Annotated in this window: 9 protein-coding genes; all 9 read right to left on the reverse strand. The window is 39.3% G+C overall.

What is annotated here, in order from left to right; translation table 11 throughout:
- Positions 1-20 precede the first annotated feature (20 nt).
- Complete coding sequence (locus AB5443_RS12150) at positions 21-1,790, reverse strand: RagB/SusD family nutrient uptake outer membrane protein (RefSeq protein ID WP_283139969.1); 1,770 nt, start codon at positions 1,788-1,790, stop codon at positions 21-23.
- Positions 1,791-1,823: 33 nt separating this feature from the next.
- Positions 1,824-4,667, reverse strand: coding sequence for a SusC/RagA family TonB-linked outer membrane protein (locus AB5443_RS12155; RefSeq protein WP_277132667.1), 2,844 nt, complete (start codon positions 4,665-4,667; stop codon positions 1,824-1,826).
- 34 nt (positions 4,668-4,701) lie between these two features.
- On the reverse strand, positions 4,702-6,597 hold the full coding sequence (locus tag AB5443_RS12160; protein ID WP_277132669.1) for a RagB/SusD family nutrient uptake outer membrane protein: 1,896 nt from the start codon (positions 6,595-6,597) through the stop codon (positions 4,702-4,704).
- Between the two features lie 12 nt (positions 6,598-6,609).
- Positions 6,610-9,738 carry a TonB-dependent receptor gene (locus AB5443_RS12165; protein WP_277132671.1) on the reverse strand — a complete coding sequence of 1,043 codons (3,129 nt, stop codon included), beginning with the start codon at positions 9,736-9,738 and terminating at the stop codon, positions 6,610-6,612.
- A 118-nt stretch (positions 9,739-9,856) separates the two neighbouring features.
- Positions 9,857-11,593 carry a glycoside hydrolase family 43 protein gene (locus AB5443_RS12170; protein ID WP_277132673.1) on the reverse strand — a complete coding sequence of 579 codons (1,737 nt, stop codon included), beginning with the start codon at positions 11,591-11,593 and terminating at the stop codon, positions 9,857-9,859.
- A 216-nt stretch (positions 11,594-11,809) separates the two neighbouring features.
- Positions 11,810-13,141, reverse strand: coding sequence for a glycoside hydrolase family 43 protein (locus tag AB5443_RS12175; RefSeq protein ID WP_277132675.1), 1,332 nt, complete (start codon positions 13,139-13,141; stop codon positions 11,810-11,812).
- A 36-nt stretch (positions 13,142-13,177) separates the two neighbouring features.
- A complete protein-coding gene (locus tag AB5443_RS12180; RefSeq protein ID WP_368113596.1) occupies positions 13,178-15,706 on the reverse strand; it encodes a TIM-barrel domain-containing protein in 2,529 nt (842 codons plus the stop codon).
- An 11-nt stretch (positions 15,707-15,717) separates the two neighbouring features.
- Positions 15,718-16,467: an esterase family protein gene (locus tag AB5443_RS12185; protein ID WP_277132679.1), complete on the reverse strand. Its 750-nt coding sequence runs from the start codon at positions 16,465-16,467 to the stop codon at positions 15,718-15,720.
- Between the two features lie 111 nt (positions 16,468-16,578).
- Positions 16,579-18,555, reverse strand: coding sequence for a glycoside hydrolase family 97 protein (locus AB5443_RS12190; RefSeq protein WP_277132681.1), 1,977 nt, complete (start codon positions 18,553-18,555; stop codon positions 16,579-16,581).
- Position 18,556: the final 1 nt, after the last annotated feature.

Genomic DNA, 18,556 nt, shown 5'->3' on the forward strand with positions numbered 1-18,556 from the left:
CTTTAAGTTTTAAAATTTAATTACCAACCCTGGTTTTGTTTCAGTTCGTCGAACTTCAACACTTCAGTATAAGGTATCGGGCCATAATTCATATAATCTGCATAATTACGATTCTCAACCGTGAATTCCGTATAATTGCCTTGACTGATACGTATTCCCTTAGCCGGTTCAGTCAAACTGACTTTCCAACGGCGTAAGTCCCAAAAACGGAATCCTTCGAAACACAATTCCAAACGACGTTCATTGCGAATCAATTCACGCATTTTATCCTTGTCATTTTTAATACTCTCTAAATATGCATCACCGTTATCAGCACCCACTCCGGCCCTTTTACGGATAGCTTTCACCACGTCATAGGCTGAATATCCATGTCCTCCTGTTCCTGTTGGTCCCCACGCTTCATTTGCAGCTTCTGCATAATTGAGGAAAATTTCAGTATAACGAATACGAGGACTATAATGCGGTTGACCGTTTTGGCTAGTAGAACTAAGATATACATCCTCACGTAAATGCTTTCGAAGGTAATATCCGGTACGGGTAGAATGATTATTCTCCTTGTTCAGCCCGTCATTATCAGTCGTATTATCTACACTGGTATCTATCACTTTCTCATCGATCCCAACCTTACTTCCATTTACAACAACATAAAGATTCAAACGTGGGTCACGATCCTCATAAGGATTGTTCTCGTTATAATTAGCTTCGTCCATTGTGATAGGATATCCATTCGCCATAGGAAAGGCATTTACCAGGTTTTGTGTCGGGTTTATTTGCCCGCTACCATATAAACTAGGTGGGAACTGCGCTTGTTCCAGCTCATAAGCCGTAGCATCTTTGCTGTTCCTCCAAAGCATCTCATTGGGATTCGCTCCTGCTCCAAGATTAGCTATTTCATCTGCATTTTTATACCAGGTATTACCATTTGAAGCAAGTCCGGAAACTCCCCCGATTAGATCGAGTAACTCACCATTATAATCTGCGGCCTCTTTCCATGTCACCGTAGTCCCATCAGCAAACGCCGGACTAGCTCCCAACAAAGCAGCTTTAGCACGAAAAGCCATTGCTATACGAGCACTCATGCGCATACGGAAAATCTCACCGAACACAAGATTATATTGGCTGACTGACGTTCCTTTCAAACGGTACTTCTCCGGCACCTGAGCATCCGAAGCTATATTTTCATAATCCAACGGTAATAAATCTGTTGCCATTTGAACATCGTCATAAATCTGACGAATACATTCATCAAAACTATTACGGGCATAATTGAAATTATCACTTACATTTTCCGCCTTATTAACGATAGGAACACCTAACAATTTTCCGTCTGCCGTCCAACCGCCATGAGCCTGCAACAAGTAAAACATAAACATAGCACGTAATCCGTATGCCTCTCCTTTTAAACGATCGCAAAATAAGGAATTAACCAATGAATCGTCTACCCACGAAACTTCGTCGACTTCTTCCAAAAACAAATTAATATATTGAATTGCTGCTTTACATGAGGACCACTGTTCCATAGGATTATTATTGGAGGTCCACGAACCAGTAGCCATTTTCAGATAGCTATTATCTGTTTGATTTGTTACCGCATCATCAGTTGCCACATCATTAAATGACTGCGAATTATATGGATTTCGCGTATAAGCATTTGCTAAAATGCCTTCTGCGAAAAGAGGATCGTTCTTTCCGTCGCTCACTTGCTTATTATTTTCTATTGCCGGTGAAAATAAATCATCACACCCAACCAACAGGAAAGCCGCAATTATAATAGTTATTATCTCTTTCATAAGATTATTCTTTTATGTATAAAATGTACATTATTAGAAACCTATTTTAAAGCCTAGATTATAGAATCGGTTCTGGGGAGCGGAGCCGGTATTCAAATCCAATATTTCGCGCTCTTTAGATATTGTCAATAAGTTTGAAGCATAAGCATAAACAGACAAACTACGGACAAAAGAACCACGGAACAGGAAGCTGGGAAGATCATAAGTTACCTGTATCTTAGCAAGATTAAACCTATTCGTTTTATACATCCAGAAATCCGAATTACGGAAATTGTGGGTATTACTCAAGGTAGTCAAACGAGGATAGGTCGCCGTTTCAGCAGTTTCAGGAGTCCAACGGTTTCTCACAACTTCCGAATATTTCTTATCACCATACACCCAATAATAATCACTGTTCTTCATAGCTGAAGCACCGAAATATCCGGTTCCTAACGCAAAAAAAGTCAGATTTTTCCATTTGAGTGTCAAGTTTATTCCCATTGTGAAAGGTGCTCCCTGCCAACCATAACGCTCACCCAAGTAAACTTCATCTTTCTCGTCTATTACATTGTCACCATTCTGATCAATATACTTAATATCACCAGGTTTTACTTCTCCAAAAGAAGAAGAAGGAGATGCGGCAATATCCGCTTCATCACGATAGAAACCATCTGTACGTAATCCCCATATACCATCTGTAGGACGCCCTTTATGATAACGATATTCATCGGCATACAATTCATCTACACGCGTATGTTTATTAGTATAATATGTACCAGTCATACCCAAATTCGCGTTTACATTCCCAATCTTCTTCTCAAAATTCAAAGCTAGGTCAAATCCGGTGCGGCTGCTGTTGTTATAGTTTACATAAGGAATCAATGTACTTTCAGGCCAGTATGACTTAAAATAGCTAGGATAAATTGTTGAAGGTTGTACTAACATTCCTTCCATAGTGTTCGCAAAGAAAGATGCATCAAAAGATATTAACTTTTTCCACAAAGCTCCACGTAAGCCAACACTAAACTCTTTACGTTTAATAAAAGATAGATCATTATTCATACCTCTTTTCGACTCTGTAGCATGACTTTGATTTCCATCTGCCCATCCCCACCATGCTCCATCTGATTGGTTGAAAGTACTCTGATACATATAATAATCTGCAATATCCAAATCTGTATGCAGTATAGAACCTGAAGCTGTCAACATCAATTCATCCACTATAGAAGAATCAGCCAAGAAATTTTCTTTCCCAAGCCGCCATCCTAATGTTAGAGAAGGTGAAAATGCATTCCGGTTATTTTCAGGCAGGCGGGCTGAATGTACCAACGCGCTTCCGAAACTAACATAATACTTATTCAAATAATCATAATCAACTTGTAAACCCAGATTTACATTACTCGTTTTATGATATACACCGCTTTCTCCTTGCTGATAACCAGCTGCAATCAACATAGCCGAAAGATTATGTGCATCAGCGATCTTCGTATTATAGTTAAATTGTCCTGAGAAAGCTATAGTTTGGCGATTCCAACTACCGGACACATATTGTACACCATCTTTTTTATCTTCACCATACTTAGTTAAACTGATGATTACATCTTTGCCGTTAACATTAGCCCATTTCGGTTCATAAGTGGCATAACTGTTACTATAATATTTATTATAAGTAGTTGCATAGTCTACAGCAAACTTTGTCTGAAAAGACAAGCCTTTCAAAACTGACGACAAATCAATCTCAACACCCATGTCAAACTGGTACTGACGACTAGTAAATGTATTGACACCCGATGCGTAAAGACCTGCCAACGCATTCGTTTGGTCGAGTTGAGTTCCACCCAATAGATATTTGCCATCGATCAAATTATTACTATTCTTAACCATGGTCCACGAATTTTCATCATTTGGCATTAAATAATCAACAGGAATTAATGGAGACAAGCGATTAGGCCGTAATGTAGATGCAGCTCCCCAAAAATCACCACTAGCAGCACGCCCATCGTAGAATGTAGCATTTGCATTCACGTAACTTTTTACATACTGCCCCAACGAAACGTCAATGTTACCTCTCACACTGAAACGTGTGACGCGATCTTTATCAGCTTCACCATATTTCAACAATGAACCTACATTATACAAATTGATATTGGTATAAAAACGTGCCTTCTCCGATCCGCCGGATATTTCTGCCGTCACATCTGATTCATTATATGCTTTCTTAAGATAATCTGAAGAATAAAGGTTCAAATCGGGATAACGATACGGATTCGAACCGGAAGCATGGTTATAGATATCTTTTTCAGTATATGTAGGATCCAATCCATCGTTGGCACGAGCTTCATTATACAATGTCATATATTCAGCAGATCCCAGGTAATTAGGATAACTGACGGGCACGTGAAACCCAGTATTACCACGTACGTCAATACTTGTTCCACCAACTTTTCCACGTTTAGTAGTGATATAGATAACTCCTTTTGCTGCACGACTTCCATACAGTACTACTGCAGATGCACCTTTCAGGAAAGAAATCTGCGCAATCTCTGAAGGCATCACATTATCAGCATCACGCGGTACTCCATCCACTAGTACTAGATAACTATCCATTGCCCACAAACTGCTTCCATTCCAACCACCTACATAACCTTGCATATCAGTAAGACTATAGGTGTTGTAGTTCTTTTTCATAAGTTCCTCTACATTTACAAAGGAAACCCCTCCTAACAAATCATTTTGATTCACTTTACGAAAAGCCACTTGTACAGTTTCCTTCTGAGTAGTTTCCAACGAATCAGGATTTGCTTCTTGCACTCCAACCTGCGGAGTTTGTGCTTCTGCGTATAGGAATGAAGCTGCAACTACCACACATAAAATGGATTTTACTCGTATATATTTCATTTTTCTTTTCTATTTAATTAGTTTAAGGAAATTACTACCAGCCCGGATTCTGATTAAATTCAGGATAAATAGTTACATCTGAAGTTTTCAAAGGCATCCAGTTATGTTTATCCGAATAATTACGTTGTAATATTGTTGCTTCTCTAAAGTTTGCTACACGATTCTGTGTAGGATCAGCCTCATCAAACACACCAACACGTTCAAACTCTTGAGATGTTTTAATATTGTAAGGGTATTCATTCAGTAATAACCAGCGACGCAAGTCATTAAAACGATGTCCTTCATATGCCAACTCTACCGCACGCTCTCTTCTTAACTCCCCCATAAACTTATCTACAGAGCCAGTATATTTTACAGCAACATCATCCACGCCAGCACGTTTTCTTATTTTATTTACTGCATCCAGTGCTGTCAATGCCAAGCTTGAAGCATTTGCCGTAGGTGAACCATAACCGTTTACTACAGATTCAGCATACATCAAATAGATGTCTGCTAAACGCATCCAACTGACCTGAATAGTAAGCGCATCTCCATAGTCACGAAGACCTTCATCATAATTATTCACTGTAAGCGGAACAAATTTACGAAGAAGATATCCCGTGCGGCTTTGGCTAGCTATGTCACGATAATTACCACCTGTATACAAATTAGCAAATTGTATTTTTGCCGCTTCTTGTTCTGCATTAAATTTACTGGTATTTTGTATCACTTGCAATCCATCGAATATAATATCATGATAAAAACGAGGATCACGATTACGCCAAGGATATTCTTCGTCAAAATCAGAATCCGGATCATCCAACGGCAGTCCGTCTGCCGTACCGTAATAATTCACATAGTTAGCAGTTGGAGTAAATAAGACATTATTTGTTTCACCTGCCATCATAGACGCAACGAATTGAGGGCCTAAAGACCATCCTGATCCCATCCATGCATCATACATAGGGGTCTGAAAAATAGCTTCCGTAGAGCCTGGATTCATAAAATTCTGTTTATATGTATAAAATATATCAGAATAATGCTCAAAATCGACCAATGCATACTGCGTCTGTCCCTTTTCAACTAAATCAAGTAATTCTGCAAATGCAGTTGCAGCTTTTTTACAATAATCGGCATTATAAGAAGTACCTCCTTGAGATGCATAATTCATTAACGGACTACCTGCCCAAAGATAATTTTTACCTAAATAACCCAAAGCCATAATTTTGTTTATACGCAGTTGATTATTTCCATAAGTCACCTTTCCGGCATTAGTATTATCCCAATTGATCGGTAATAAATCAGCTGCACGACGAAAATCTTCTGCTGCACGGTCAGCACATTCTTGATAACTTAAACGTGGGTTTCTCAACGGCTCAGAAGAAGAAAGGACACTATCGATGTAAGGCAGACCACCAAAATACTGCATCAATTCAAAATGAAACCATGCACGAAAGAAATAAAGCTGACCAGCGATCAAATCTTTTTCTTCTTGGGTAGACTCAGTCATCTTACTCAAGTTTTCCAATCCTAAATTGGTTTTACGAATACCATACCAAGCCAACGGCCACATCGATTTTTTCATTCGGTCTGATGAATTCGCCTCTGTACTGGAACGGTCCATCCATCCTGACTGCCAACCGTCAAATTCAGACTGCCACCCCCAAAAGTCTCCCATATCAACCTTATATCCCATGTGATAATCCACACCAAAAGAAATTATCTCATCTTCTCCCCAATTAAAAGAATTATTCCAATATCCATGTGCAAAATCAGGGATGCAATAATATAGCTCCTCAGTAAAACCCTGAAAATTCTTAAAGTTCTTGAAAGCATCCTCGGAAGAGACTGTACTTTCAGGTGCTTTGTCCAAGTAATCCTCGCAGGAAGTCATACCTAAACATGCAGCCAAAAAGGTGGTGTATATTAATGTACGTATATATATTTTCATTTTTATATCATTTTATAATGTGAATTTTAAGCCAAAATTAACACGTTTTATCGTAGGATATGCTCCTTGTGAAGCCCATCCGGTTCCAGCAAAATTAGACTCACGATCGTCCGGCATACGTGTCCACACCCATAAGTTATTACCGTTTACATATAATTTTAAATTGGATATTCCCAGACTTTTGACCCAGCCTTTTGTAAACGTGTAAGCCAGTTCTATATTTTTAAGACGTATATACGAGCCATCATAGAAATAGCGTGCCGCGTCATAATAACCGTTTGTAGTCGACCCCCAGCGTGGCATCGGTACATCCGGATTAGTCATGTTTTTAGTCCAACGTGAACCTTCATCGTAAGCAATCAGTTGTTTTTTGCCGAATGTAGAGAACACCACTTGCCGCGTCACATTATTCACGCCATAAAATTGAACAAAGAAACTCCAGTTTTTCCAATCAAAACCAACAGAAGCGCTGTAAGTATTCTGAGGATCGGCAGAATATCCATAAGGAATCTGATCATAGGAATTAATAACCCCGTCGCCATTATAATCAAGAATGGCAAAAGTACCCGGCAATTTCTGATCATCACCAGACTCGAACGGTGTACTCCCATATAAATCATCCATTGTCTGCGTATAACCATGGTCTACATAGGTATACGTTTGTCCAATTGGCTTTCCTGCTTTTTTCTGGTATTCAGGAAGTAGCTCACCCTCATCCCGTTCCAATATCTCATTTTTAGCATGAGTCATGTTCATATTTGCCCACAAACGCAAACCATTCTTCAACACTTTATTGAGACGAACTTCTACTTCATACCCTTGATTCTTTACTTTTCCCAAGTTAGCCCACGGTGCTTTGGTTATTCCTCCAAAATAAGAAGGTGTAGCACGATCTGAACCATTAATTAGGACATCTGTACGTTTATCTTTAAAGAATTCCACACTACCTGCTACCAAGCCGTTAAAGAAGGAATAATCAACTCCTAAATTAAACTTCCGAACCACTTCCCAGTGAATATCTTCATTCCCCACAGTAGTCTCACGATAGAAAGTATAGGGACTATCTACATTATATGCACCCGTTTTTATATTTCCTCCCAAGTTCCATTGAGTCATATACAGCCAACGTCTTGATGTGTCCCATTCATCTCCAATCTCATCATTACCGATTTCACCGTAAGAAGCTCTTACCTTTAACATATCTAAGAACTTCAATTTTTTCATAAACTTTTCCTCGCTAATCATCCAGCCGATAGCACCTGAATTAAAGAAAGCAAAACGGTTGTCGGCACTGAACTTATCCGAACCGTTATAAGCACCATTATATTCTATAAAATATTTGTCTGCATAATTATAAGTTAAACGGAAAGCCCAATCTTCACGGTAATGTGGCACAATACTACCTTTGGCACGTTCTTGACGGCTGAACAATCCCATAGCTCCAACCGTATGTTTGCCAAATGTATTATTATAATCTATCTGTGCCGAATAGTACATATGACGCTCTGTAGCACCATTATCCACGCTTCCTCCTTCTGGATTCCAATTTATTTGCTCGCGAAAATCGAAATTATGGCTACCGACCGACGGATTATAACTTACTTCACCTGTATCCGGATTGATATATTTGTATAATGCACCATCGGTAGAGTTCACACCACGATTTTGCTCCAAGAACACATTATCCCAAGAAATCGACGCTTTTGCACTCAAACCTTTCAGTAGGAAATCAAATTTTTGTTCTAATACGAAATCTGTTGTCAGACGGGTGGTCGTCCGAGTGTTTTGCCCAGCCAACGCTAATCCTGCTACAGAATTATTTGCATTATTTATCGGATCATACCCCCACGTACCATCTTCATAACGAGGCATAAACACATTCGGTGGAGTAGTATAAGCACTTCCCCAAATATTGTATTCGTAATCTGTACGAGGGCCCTGTTTCACACCGTGGGAACCAGCAATATTCGCTTTTAACAAGGTCGTTTTAGTTAACTGAAAATCAAGATTACTACGCATATTAATGCGGTTATATCCATATGTCGTCTGATACCCACGTCCATTATCGTATTCTTTAAACAAGTCACCTTCGTGCTGATAGTCAATAGCAGCATAATATTTTACAAACTTAGTACCTCCACTTGCACTCACATTCACATTCTCTGCAAAAGCATAGTTTTTAAACATCCAGTCAGTCCAATCAATATTGGGATATCTTTCCCGCTCTGCCTGATTAGCCGGATTGCGATATTTATCCATAAGCGCCTGTGGCATCATATAATTCCAAGAATCCGGAGCAAGCCCCAATTCATACTCTACGGCATCGTTTCTAAGCATAAATGCATCATAAGAGTCCAATTTATTGGGTAGTTTAGAAGGTAACTTTAATGTCATACTAGCACCAGCATTAATCGTAGCCTTACCTTCTTGACCGCGCTTTGTCGTAATCAAGATAACACCATTAGCTCCCTTTACACCATATACAGCTGTAGCCGAAGCATCTTTTAAAACAGAAATAGATTCTACAGAACTAATATCAACACCGGTCATCGGACGTTCAATGCCATCTACCAAAATCAGAGGTGAGCTATTATTCCAAGAACTCATACCACGAATTTTGATTTGCGGATCTTCCTCACCGGGCATACCGGTACTAGCTGTCGTTACAACACCCGGCAAATTACCAGTCAAGGCCGAACCTAAATCAGATACACCACCAGAACGTTCAAGCACTTTAGCAGAAGTTTGTGTAATGGCTCCTACCACACTCGCCTTCTTTTGTTGCCCATAACCAACTATTACTACTTCCTCAAGGATTTGAGAATCATCCTTTAAAACCACTGTTATTTTTCCTTTACCAGTAGCTTTTACTTCCTGAGAACTCATTCCGATGAATGAAACTACAAGAATCGACTTATCACTGGGAACTGTCAATACAAAATTACCATTCAAATCAGATACAGTACCGATTGAGCTACTGCCTTTTACAACAACAGAAGCACCAATAACAGGTTCACCATTACCATCTTCTACCGTTCCTCTCACCGTGATTCCTCGCTGTGCTGAGACCGTCAGGCCACTCAACAACATCAATAGAAAAAGATAGAGAATCTTTTGAAATTGTTTCTTTACATTTTCCATTACAATTAGTTTAAGATATTAATATTATTCTCGTTTTTTTTAAATTTGCCTCATAAATAAATTATTTATACTAACTACTCTCAATTTTATATTTCATAATACTAAATTTAAAGGTTAATTATTTTTCCGAAGTAGCATACAAACCAATAGTAGTACCGGTAAATCCCCCAGCAATAGATGTAGACAAATAACTAGCATCCACATTTTTATGTAACAATTCCCAGTTTCCATCCATGAGCGAATAATAAAAGTTGTAATAATTACCTTCTGAGATAATTTTTAAATCAATCACTTTTATTTCTTCCCTAATATCCTGTCGTACTAATAGCTCAGCACCCAATTCTCCAACCTTTTGGAGAGTAATACATTTACCTAAGTCATCTCTGCTGACTGCTAAGAAATATTGATGTGTCTCATCTTTAAACAACAGCATTCCGGCTGTTTCCTTATCGTTAGAAGGATTGAACAACATACGTGTAGCACATTCAAATTTATGATGTTGTAACCGACGACAAACAAATGCCGGAGTTTTCTTTTCCGTAGCACTAATATCTGCACACTTCAAGGTCAGGTATCCGGGTGTTTCCGTCAATGAATATAAATCGGAAGCAGAAGCTCTCAAAGTCATCCAAGTCATGTCAAGTACAGGAGAATCAAAGTTCGCTACTAACTCGAAGTTACCATAAGTAACTGTCGTATCGCGTTTCGCACCTTCACGTTTTACAATCATAGGAACTAAATCATCGCCTTGTGTCATGTACGGGAATCCGTCTTCACTCCATTTCACCGGCATCATAAATGTTTCACGTCCCAAATTCTCAAACTGATTATTAATAGGGCGACAAGCCAGAAAAACAGCCCACCAATCTCCCTCTTTTGTTTGAATCAAGTCTGCATGGCCAGCACAGGTTACCGAATTAGGACGGTCAGAATTCAAATGTCTTTGCGTCAGAATCGGATTGTTTTTCCATGGAAGAAATTTACCCATCGGAGAATCACCACGGAAAATCACTTCTGAATGCCAGTTCCCCGTTCCACCTTCGGCGGACATCAAGAAATACTTTCCATTTATTTTATATAAATGAGGGCCTTCTATCCAAATTGGTTTGTCTGCCGGTTGAGCTCCTTTGTTTACAAGAATTTTACGGGGACCTATCGTCTTATCTGTTTTCACATCAAACTCTTGTATACGTATAGTACGGTGTCCGCTATATTCAGGCTTATTATCCGGAGCCTCATCATTATTAACAATATATGCCTTACCATCTTCATCAAAAAAGAAAGAAGGATCAATACCTCCGACCTCCGGCAACATGACGGGTTCCGACCATTCACCAAACGGGTCTTGCGTCTTAACAAAGAAATTTCCGGCTCCTACATTGGTTGTTACCATATAATATGTCTTGTTATACGGATTATAAGAAATAGCCGGAGCAAAAATACCGCCACTCACTTTCTGTCCTTCCATATTCACTAATTGCGAAGCACGGTTCAACACATGCCCTATCTGTTTCCAATTCACCAAGTCTTTGCTGTGAAAAATAGGAACACCGGGGAAATAAGTGAATGTAGATGTTACCAGGAAATAATCACCTTCTCCATTTGTGCAAACACTAGGATCAGAATACCATCCCGGCAAAATAGGATTATAGAAATAGTCTTCATCTGACAGAGGATTGGAAATATAAAAATCATCATTTCCTTTATAAGAAAAATAATCAAAGAGAGCCACAGATTTTCCAATAGCCGGTAATTGTTGTTCTTTCTTTGAGTTACATGACATCATTGTTATCCCCAACATAAATATGGAGAGCCGGACGATTGACATTAATTGTATTACCTGTGTATTCTTCATAATACCTCTTATTTTCTTTATAATCAAATATGAATTACTGATCTTTTTCTGCAAAGATATGCCAGCTCATAAAACTACAAACATAATTATGTTACGGGCTTCTTTTCCTAAATAACATCTTCATTTTCAATGTTACATCTATCTTTCCCCTTGTAGCACACCCAAACAACAACATTGATTATCAATATATTACAAGCTTACTCTTTTTATAAAAAGCTATTCAAATTCCCAATAATCCAGATTGAAAAGTTTGTTTCCTTTCTCTCCTTTAAAGCAGAAATAAAGATCATGTACACCCTTTGCATTCTTTATCCGGCCTGACATCTGTTTATATATATCCAGTCCTCCTGTCGGTGATATACTGACACTGCCTATTACCTGACCTTCAGTGCTGTCCAGACGAATTTCTATCATTCCGCCTTTTTCAACACAAGCTGCACTTACACTGAATTTCTTTGCTCCCTTCTTGCCAAAGTCGACACCACGCACACACAGATATTCATTATCATCAATATCGGTTATATACAAACCACCATTCTTATGATTTTCAGCTTTAAGACCATATCCCCAAGCCATCGTTTCAGCTTCCACTCTACGGTAAGGATTAAAGTTTTCAATCTGTTCCAGTTTCGTCTCCTGCCAATAAGGAACTTCCTTAATAGTTCCATCCGGATTATATTGCATTTTTGCAACAGATACCGAACGGCGTTCCTTATGCTCCAAAGTCTCCAAATGAAGCAAATCATAATTTAGGCCAAATACATAAGAGCTACCTTTATAATCGATAATTCCAGGATGATTTCCTCTACTCCGCTCTGTTGGACGCATAATATATCCTTTTGTACTCCATGGTCCGGTAGCTTTGTCGCTCATGGCATAGCCAATCCCTTCCGGGCAACAAGTTGAAGCAAAAGCCATGTAATAATGCCCGTTCCGTTTATACACCCACGGACCTTCCTGGTAATGTTCCGGTTTATTTTCCACTTGTACAATTTCCCCCGAATATGAAATCATATCCTCATTCAGTTTCACATAATAAACATTCGGATTGCCCCAATACATATACGCTTGTCCGTCATCATCAATAAATACAGTAGGGTCAATATCATCCCAATGCTCCTTTTGCCAAACCAACGGTTTGTTCAATGGGTCTTTAAAAGGGCCGTAAGGAGAGTCGGAGACCAATACGCCAATACCATTACCATGAATCGGGCAATACATATAAAATTTGCCATTACGTTCGATGACTTGTTCTGCCCAAGCACCGTTATCACGTTTCACCCAATCAAAACTCTTCAGAGAAGCGACAGCTCCATGATCGGTCCAATTGACCATATCGGTGGAAGTATAAAGTAACCAGTCCAACATTTTGAATCCTTCGGCATCATCCTCATCATGAGTTGTATAAAGGAAAACGGTATCATTATATACCATCGGAGCCGGATCGGCGGTATATTTTGTCTGGATAATAGGATTTTGTGCCACTCCTGAAGTAGTGGCAGTCATTGCCAACAAAAACGACACGCCTAAAAATTTTAAGTTTCTCATATTCTTTTATTTTAAATGGTTTTAGATTCTACTACTTTACATTTTTATTTTCAGCTGTTTTCCTCTATACTCTATGGTCTTTCCATTGATACTTTCTGTCACATCTATTCCCGACTTTCTATCAACTTTTACCAACTTCAGTTTGCGAGATACAGTCATACCGGAATATCCACCTTTCCGGTCAGAGATTGTCAATGTGTTATTTTTATCATTCCAAATTATTTCAAAACTTGAAGAGTCCCCCTTCTCATAATTGTAATTGTCGCCTTCATCTTCATAGACCGTAAATGAAGAATCGGCTCCCGGATAAACCCGTATCTCCCACTCTGCATCTATTTTTTCCGATGTATATTGCATAACCGGCCCCATTGGAATGATAGATCCTTGACGCACCAATAGAGGAATTTTATTTATCGTTGTTTCAGCGACAATCCATTGTCCGCCCTTATATTTTTTTCCGGTCCAAAAGTCAATCCAATCGGCTCCATCCGGCAAATACACACGACGCACCTTATCTACATTTTCCAAAGGATGGGAATCCACCGAATAATACATAGGATTGGTGACAGGAGCAACCAATAGAGCTGGTCCGAACATAAATTCATCTTTTAAATCAGCGACCTGCATATCCTTGGCAAAGTCAAACGCAAGTGTTCTGGTCATTGTATAATTTTCACGGTGAACCTTGCCTGCTAAAGAATAGATATAAGGAAGTAAGCGATATCTCAAATGAATCATTTTAATCAAACTTTCATAAAAAGGTTCACCCGGTTTACCAAAACGCCATACTTCACGAGGAGTATCGGAACCATGACTACGAAACACCGGCAAGAACGCTCCATATTGAAACATACGAGTGTATAATTCCCGATAAGCCATATCAGCCACTCCTTTATCATAGTCGCCTTTCCAAAACCATTGAGGTCCATTTTTTGTAAAAAAGGCCCCAATATCTACTGTCCAATAAGGGCAGCCTGTAGCCATAAAATTTAACCCGGCAGGAATCATTTGAGCAAAAGATTGCCAAGTTGCATAAGTATCACCGTTCCACGTTATTGTAGAATAACGTTGCTGACCTGCGTAACTAGAACGGGTAAGATTTACAACACGCTTATCTTCATTTGTAGAACGTTGGTTCTCATAAATTCCCTTCGCATGATATAATGAATACAACTGGCTTCGCTCTGCCCCCAATACACTATTCAGCAAATTCGTGTTTAACTCCCAACGTTGCCGATGATTATCCGCTCCATAACCATCCTTCATAAAAGTCCAATCAGCATCCAATGGTTCTGAAGCGTCACACCACCAAGCATCAAAGCCGTTATCAAAAAACTCATTATTCGCATAGCTCCAGTATAATTTTCTTGCCAACGGATTAAAAGCATCATAGACAGAGGTGCCGCTTAACAACCATCCCTTTCGTTTAAATTCCTCATGTTGAGGACAGTTCATGGCATTCGGCCATATTGATATCATTAATTTAGCATGTAGAGAATGAATTTCATCTGCCAGTTTTCTTTTATCCGGATAGAATTTAGGATTCATACTCATATTCCCCCATTGGCCTTCCGGCCAATAGTTCCAGTCCTGTACAATCATATCGATCGGTATTTGCCTTTGGCGATACTCTTTTAAGGTATTAATTAAATCATCGGAACTGACATAGCGTTCTTTAGATTGAATATATCCAAAAAGATAGAGAGGCATCATTGGAGAATTGCCTGTCAATAAACGATAATTAGCAACCACAGCATCCATCGTCTTACCTTTCATAAAGTAATAATCAATCTGTTTAGCTGCTTCAAGTTCTACAAAACTCCCTTCCGAGTTATCCTTAAACATCATGGCACATCCCGCGTCAAACAGTAATCCATAACCGGCTGTTGAATTTAGCACCGGTACCATAGCTTTCAAATTATGCTGGCACAGATAAAGTTCCTTACCACGCAGATTCATATAGTCTTCCATGTGAGCTCCCCACCCATATAAAGCCTCCAACGGTTGCCATTTAAAATTGATCCTATATTTCCAGGTATGCCCTATGGTATCATAACGCAAAACATTTTTTATTTCTTTATCACCATCCGCAGTTTTCTCTATATGTTTTGAATGTTCATCATATATGACTTGCTTCGTCACTCTCTTTTCACTGATTCGAGGTATATTTTGATCTTCCTGCAATAATAATCCCCCCTCTTTATCCAAATAAGTGATAGAAGCAGTACTTAAATCAACTCTGACTATCAAGCTATCCGATTTTAATAAATAACAATCCGGATTTGGGGTATATACCCAACGAACAGGATTATCAACTGCACGTGACAAACAAACATCCGTTCCGTTTCCCATAAACGTATTTTCCCCCGTATATTGAACTCTTACCACATCCGGAGTCACAAACTCTACTTTTAATATGCCTTGTTCCAAATCACAAGAAATACCATTTACAAGAGCAGTAGCCTGCTTAACCTGTGCAAAAGCAGTGAAAGCATCTGTTAAGATCATAAACAGAATCATTACCCATGTCACAAAAAATCGTTCTAACTGATATTTTTTCTTCATAAACAACATTGTCATAAATCCATTTTTTGTGAAACATAAACGATAGCATCGCACAACGCTATACGCCAATAATTCCAATCGTGTCCTCCTCCCTTCACCCGGAATTCATAAGGGATATTCCGGTCGCGAAAAGCTTTAATCAGATCCACATTAGCTTCATATGTAAAATCTTTATCTCCACAATCGATAAACCAATGTATCTTTTTCCACTTCAAAATCTCGTTTGCAGTCCCTAACTGTATTGTGTGAATCGGATTATTATCATCAATTAATTGCTGACGCCATGGAGCAGAAGGATCATCTTTCAGAAACTCTAAATACTGACTGCGCAGATAGCTGCTCATACCATATACAACATTAAACATCTCCGGATGATATAGACCATACACAATAGATGCTCCGCCGCCCATCGAGTATCCGGCAACTGACCGGAATCTCTTTTCAGACTTTATCCTGTAATGAGTTTCAATATAAGGCACAAATTCGTAAAAGAAAAAGTCCTCATATTTCCAATGGGGAGCATTGAACCAAATCATATTATTCTTATTCGCTTCCGGACATACGATAATCATCTTAGATGACAGTCCTTTGGCAACCAGAGAGTCAGCAACCACCTGTAAATTACCCCAATGAACCCAATCTGTATTCGAGCAATTCCCACCGTGTAATAAGTATAATACCGGATAACTACAGGTATCGGATAAATAATAATCATCCGGCAAATATATCGTATATTCCCGCTCTGTAATACCTTGCAACATTGTGCATGGCATTTTTCTATATTCTACCCGGCTCTTTGCGTGGACTTCCTCCAATATGCAGAAAAAGAATATAAATACAACAATATACTTCATATTACATTTCATAATAAACTACTTAGTAATCAGTATTCCGCCATTGCAAGGAATAGATAGTTGCAATTCTTGTTTCTTTCCTATTCCTATTTGTTTTACGCTACCCTGCAATGCCTTATCATCACTAAATAGTCTCACCTTTTCTCCATTGGAGAACATCGGCAAATTAACTTTAAGTTTCAGTGTTTCCTTCTGCGCATTTACTCCGGCAATATACCATTTGTCTCCATGACGACGGGCAAGAATAACGTATTTACCAGGATAACCGTCAATGAAACGTACCTCATCCCAAGTCGTGGGAACCTCTTTCATAAAATCAATTGCCCACGACGGAGCATCGGTCAGGTTATTCGGTGCCAAAGCGAAATGCTGTACCGGACTCTGAAATAGAACCGCCGTAGCCAGTGCGTAGACATCTGATGTCACCCGCCGGCTTCCCCGTGGAGCATTATCCGCATTATAATATTTGTTCAATGCACTACCTCCGAAATCCATGCTACCTACCGTGTTACGAATAAACGGGTGTAAGGTAGCATTAAAGGCCTCATTATCACAACTGCCTTGAGAGAAATGAAGATTTTCACTAGCCAATACAGCCTCACTCGATGCGAAGTTAGGATACATACGTTCCCAGCCACGAGGCAAAGTGCATCCATGAAAAATAACCAGAAGGCCGTACTCGTTTGCATCCAACAAGATATCCTCATACAACTGCATAGTCATTTGCTTGTCACCTCCGAAAAAGTCAACTTTTATTCCACGGATACCAATGCTTTGCATCCATTTCATCTCCTTACGTCGGGCTATCGCATTATCCATAATACCTCTCGGAGTTTGCGGAGCATCATTCCAATACCCATTCGAATTATACCACAAATAAAGAGCTACCCCTTTGTCCTTCCCATATTTAGCCAATTCTTCAATTTTATCACGTCCTATTTGTTTATCCCACAAGGCATCCACCAACACAGATTGGTACCCCATTGCTGCCGAGAAATCAATATACCGGAGTTGCTCTTTGTAATTAGTACTTCCATCCATACCGATAATCCAGCTCCATGAACCCCGTCCATACGTATACTCTCCTTTTGCCGGATAAAGCGGTTTTACAACATCAAAAGGAACCGTTGTCTCCACTATTGGAGCCAAAGTCTTGCCCACAGTAATAGTACGCCAAGGCGTCTCGCCCGGTAATGCTATCCCCGGAGAAACCGTACCATTCCCATTTGCTTCACCTTCTTGCGGAAACCCGATTGTATATACTCCTCCTTTGTGCCCCAGCAAACGGCTCGCACAATACCCGCTATTTACTCCCGTTTCGGAAACAAGCATCCAACCGTTATCCCCATTACGGAATAGGCAGGGAAATGTATATCCTTCTCCCCAGCCATTTTTCTCTGCGACATCATCTGCCGTATAAGACGTCTCATAACTTGAAGAAGTACGGGCAAATCCTCCCATCGGTTTACTTTGCGGACAAAGGAAAGTGGTGGTTCCGTCAGGAAACACAAATCCTGTGACTTCTTGCTTAACCACGCAACTTAGTGTCTCACCTTGCGGATACATCCTATATTTAAAAGCAACATCGTTATTACTTATGCAGAATATAACATCATAAATTGTTTTCCCTTGTTGTGTAAACGAAAATACAGCTTCATTCGCCACATAATGTACCTTGCTCTTTTTAATAGAAGCCAACTCGTATGTTTCATCTATTTTATTGGTTGAAACATTCTTCTCCAGCGACATCCCCGATGAAAAATCTCCTATATTTGCAATAATCCCCAATGGAGATGACTTCAAAAAGAGAACATTGTCATAACTGACAGAATAAGAAGGTTTTCCATCCATATCTGAGACTGTTACTACCAACTTTCCATCAGGACTTGTTATCTGTTTATTTTCTGCACTTGCAACGCTACTACCCAATAACATAGCCATTACTATAAAAAACTTCATCATATTTCTATTTCTCAGATTCCTTTCTACTGACATA

Source organism: Bacteroides sp. RTP21281st1_H5_RTP21281_210402 (assembly GCF_040918965.1).
In the GTDB taxonomy this organism is placed as follows: Bacteria; Bacteroidota; Bacteroidia; order Bacteroidales; family Bacteroidaceae; genus Bacteroides; species Bacteroides congonensis.

Excerpts from the sequence above, each read along its gene's own strand:
- AB5443_RS12150 (WP_283139969.1), bottom strand. The coding sequence starts at position 1,790 with ATGAAAGAGATAATAACTATTATAATTGCGGCTTTCCTGTTGGTTGGG.
- AB5443_RS12155 (WP_277132667.1), bottom strand. The coding sequence starts at position 4,667 with ATGAAATATATACGAGTAAAATCCATTTTATGTGTGGTAGTTGCAGCT.
- AB5443_RS12160 (WP_277132669.1), bottom strand. The coding sequence starts at position 6,597 with ATGAAAATATATATACGTACATTAATATACACCACCTTTTTGGCTGCA.
- AB5443_RS12165 (WP_277132671.1), bottom strand. The coding sequence starts at position 9,738 with ATGGAAAATGTAAAGAAACAATTTCAAAAGATTCTCTATCTTTTTCTA.
- AB5443_RS12170 (WP_277132673.1), bottom strand. The coding sequence starts at position 11,593 with ATGAAGAATACACAGGTAATACAATTAATGTCAATCGTCCGGCTCTCC.
- AB5443_RS12175 (WP_277132675.1), bottom strand. The coding sequence starts at position 13,141 with ATGAGAAACTTAAAATTTTTAGGCGTGTCGTTTTTGTTGGCAATGACT.
- AB5443_RS12180 (WP_368113596.1), bottom strand. The coding sequence starts at position 15,706 with ATGAAGAAAAAATATCAGTTAGAACGATTTTTTGTGACATGGGTAATG.
- AB5443_RS12185 (WP_277132679.1), bottom strand. The coding sequence starts at position 16,467 with ATGTTGCAAGGTATTACAGAGCGGGAATATACGATATATTTGCCGGAT.
- AB5443_RS12190 (WP_277132681.1), bottom strand. The coding sequence starts at position 18,555 with ATGTCAGTAGAAAGGAATCTGAGAAATAGAAATATGATGAAGTTTTTT.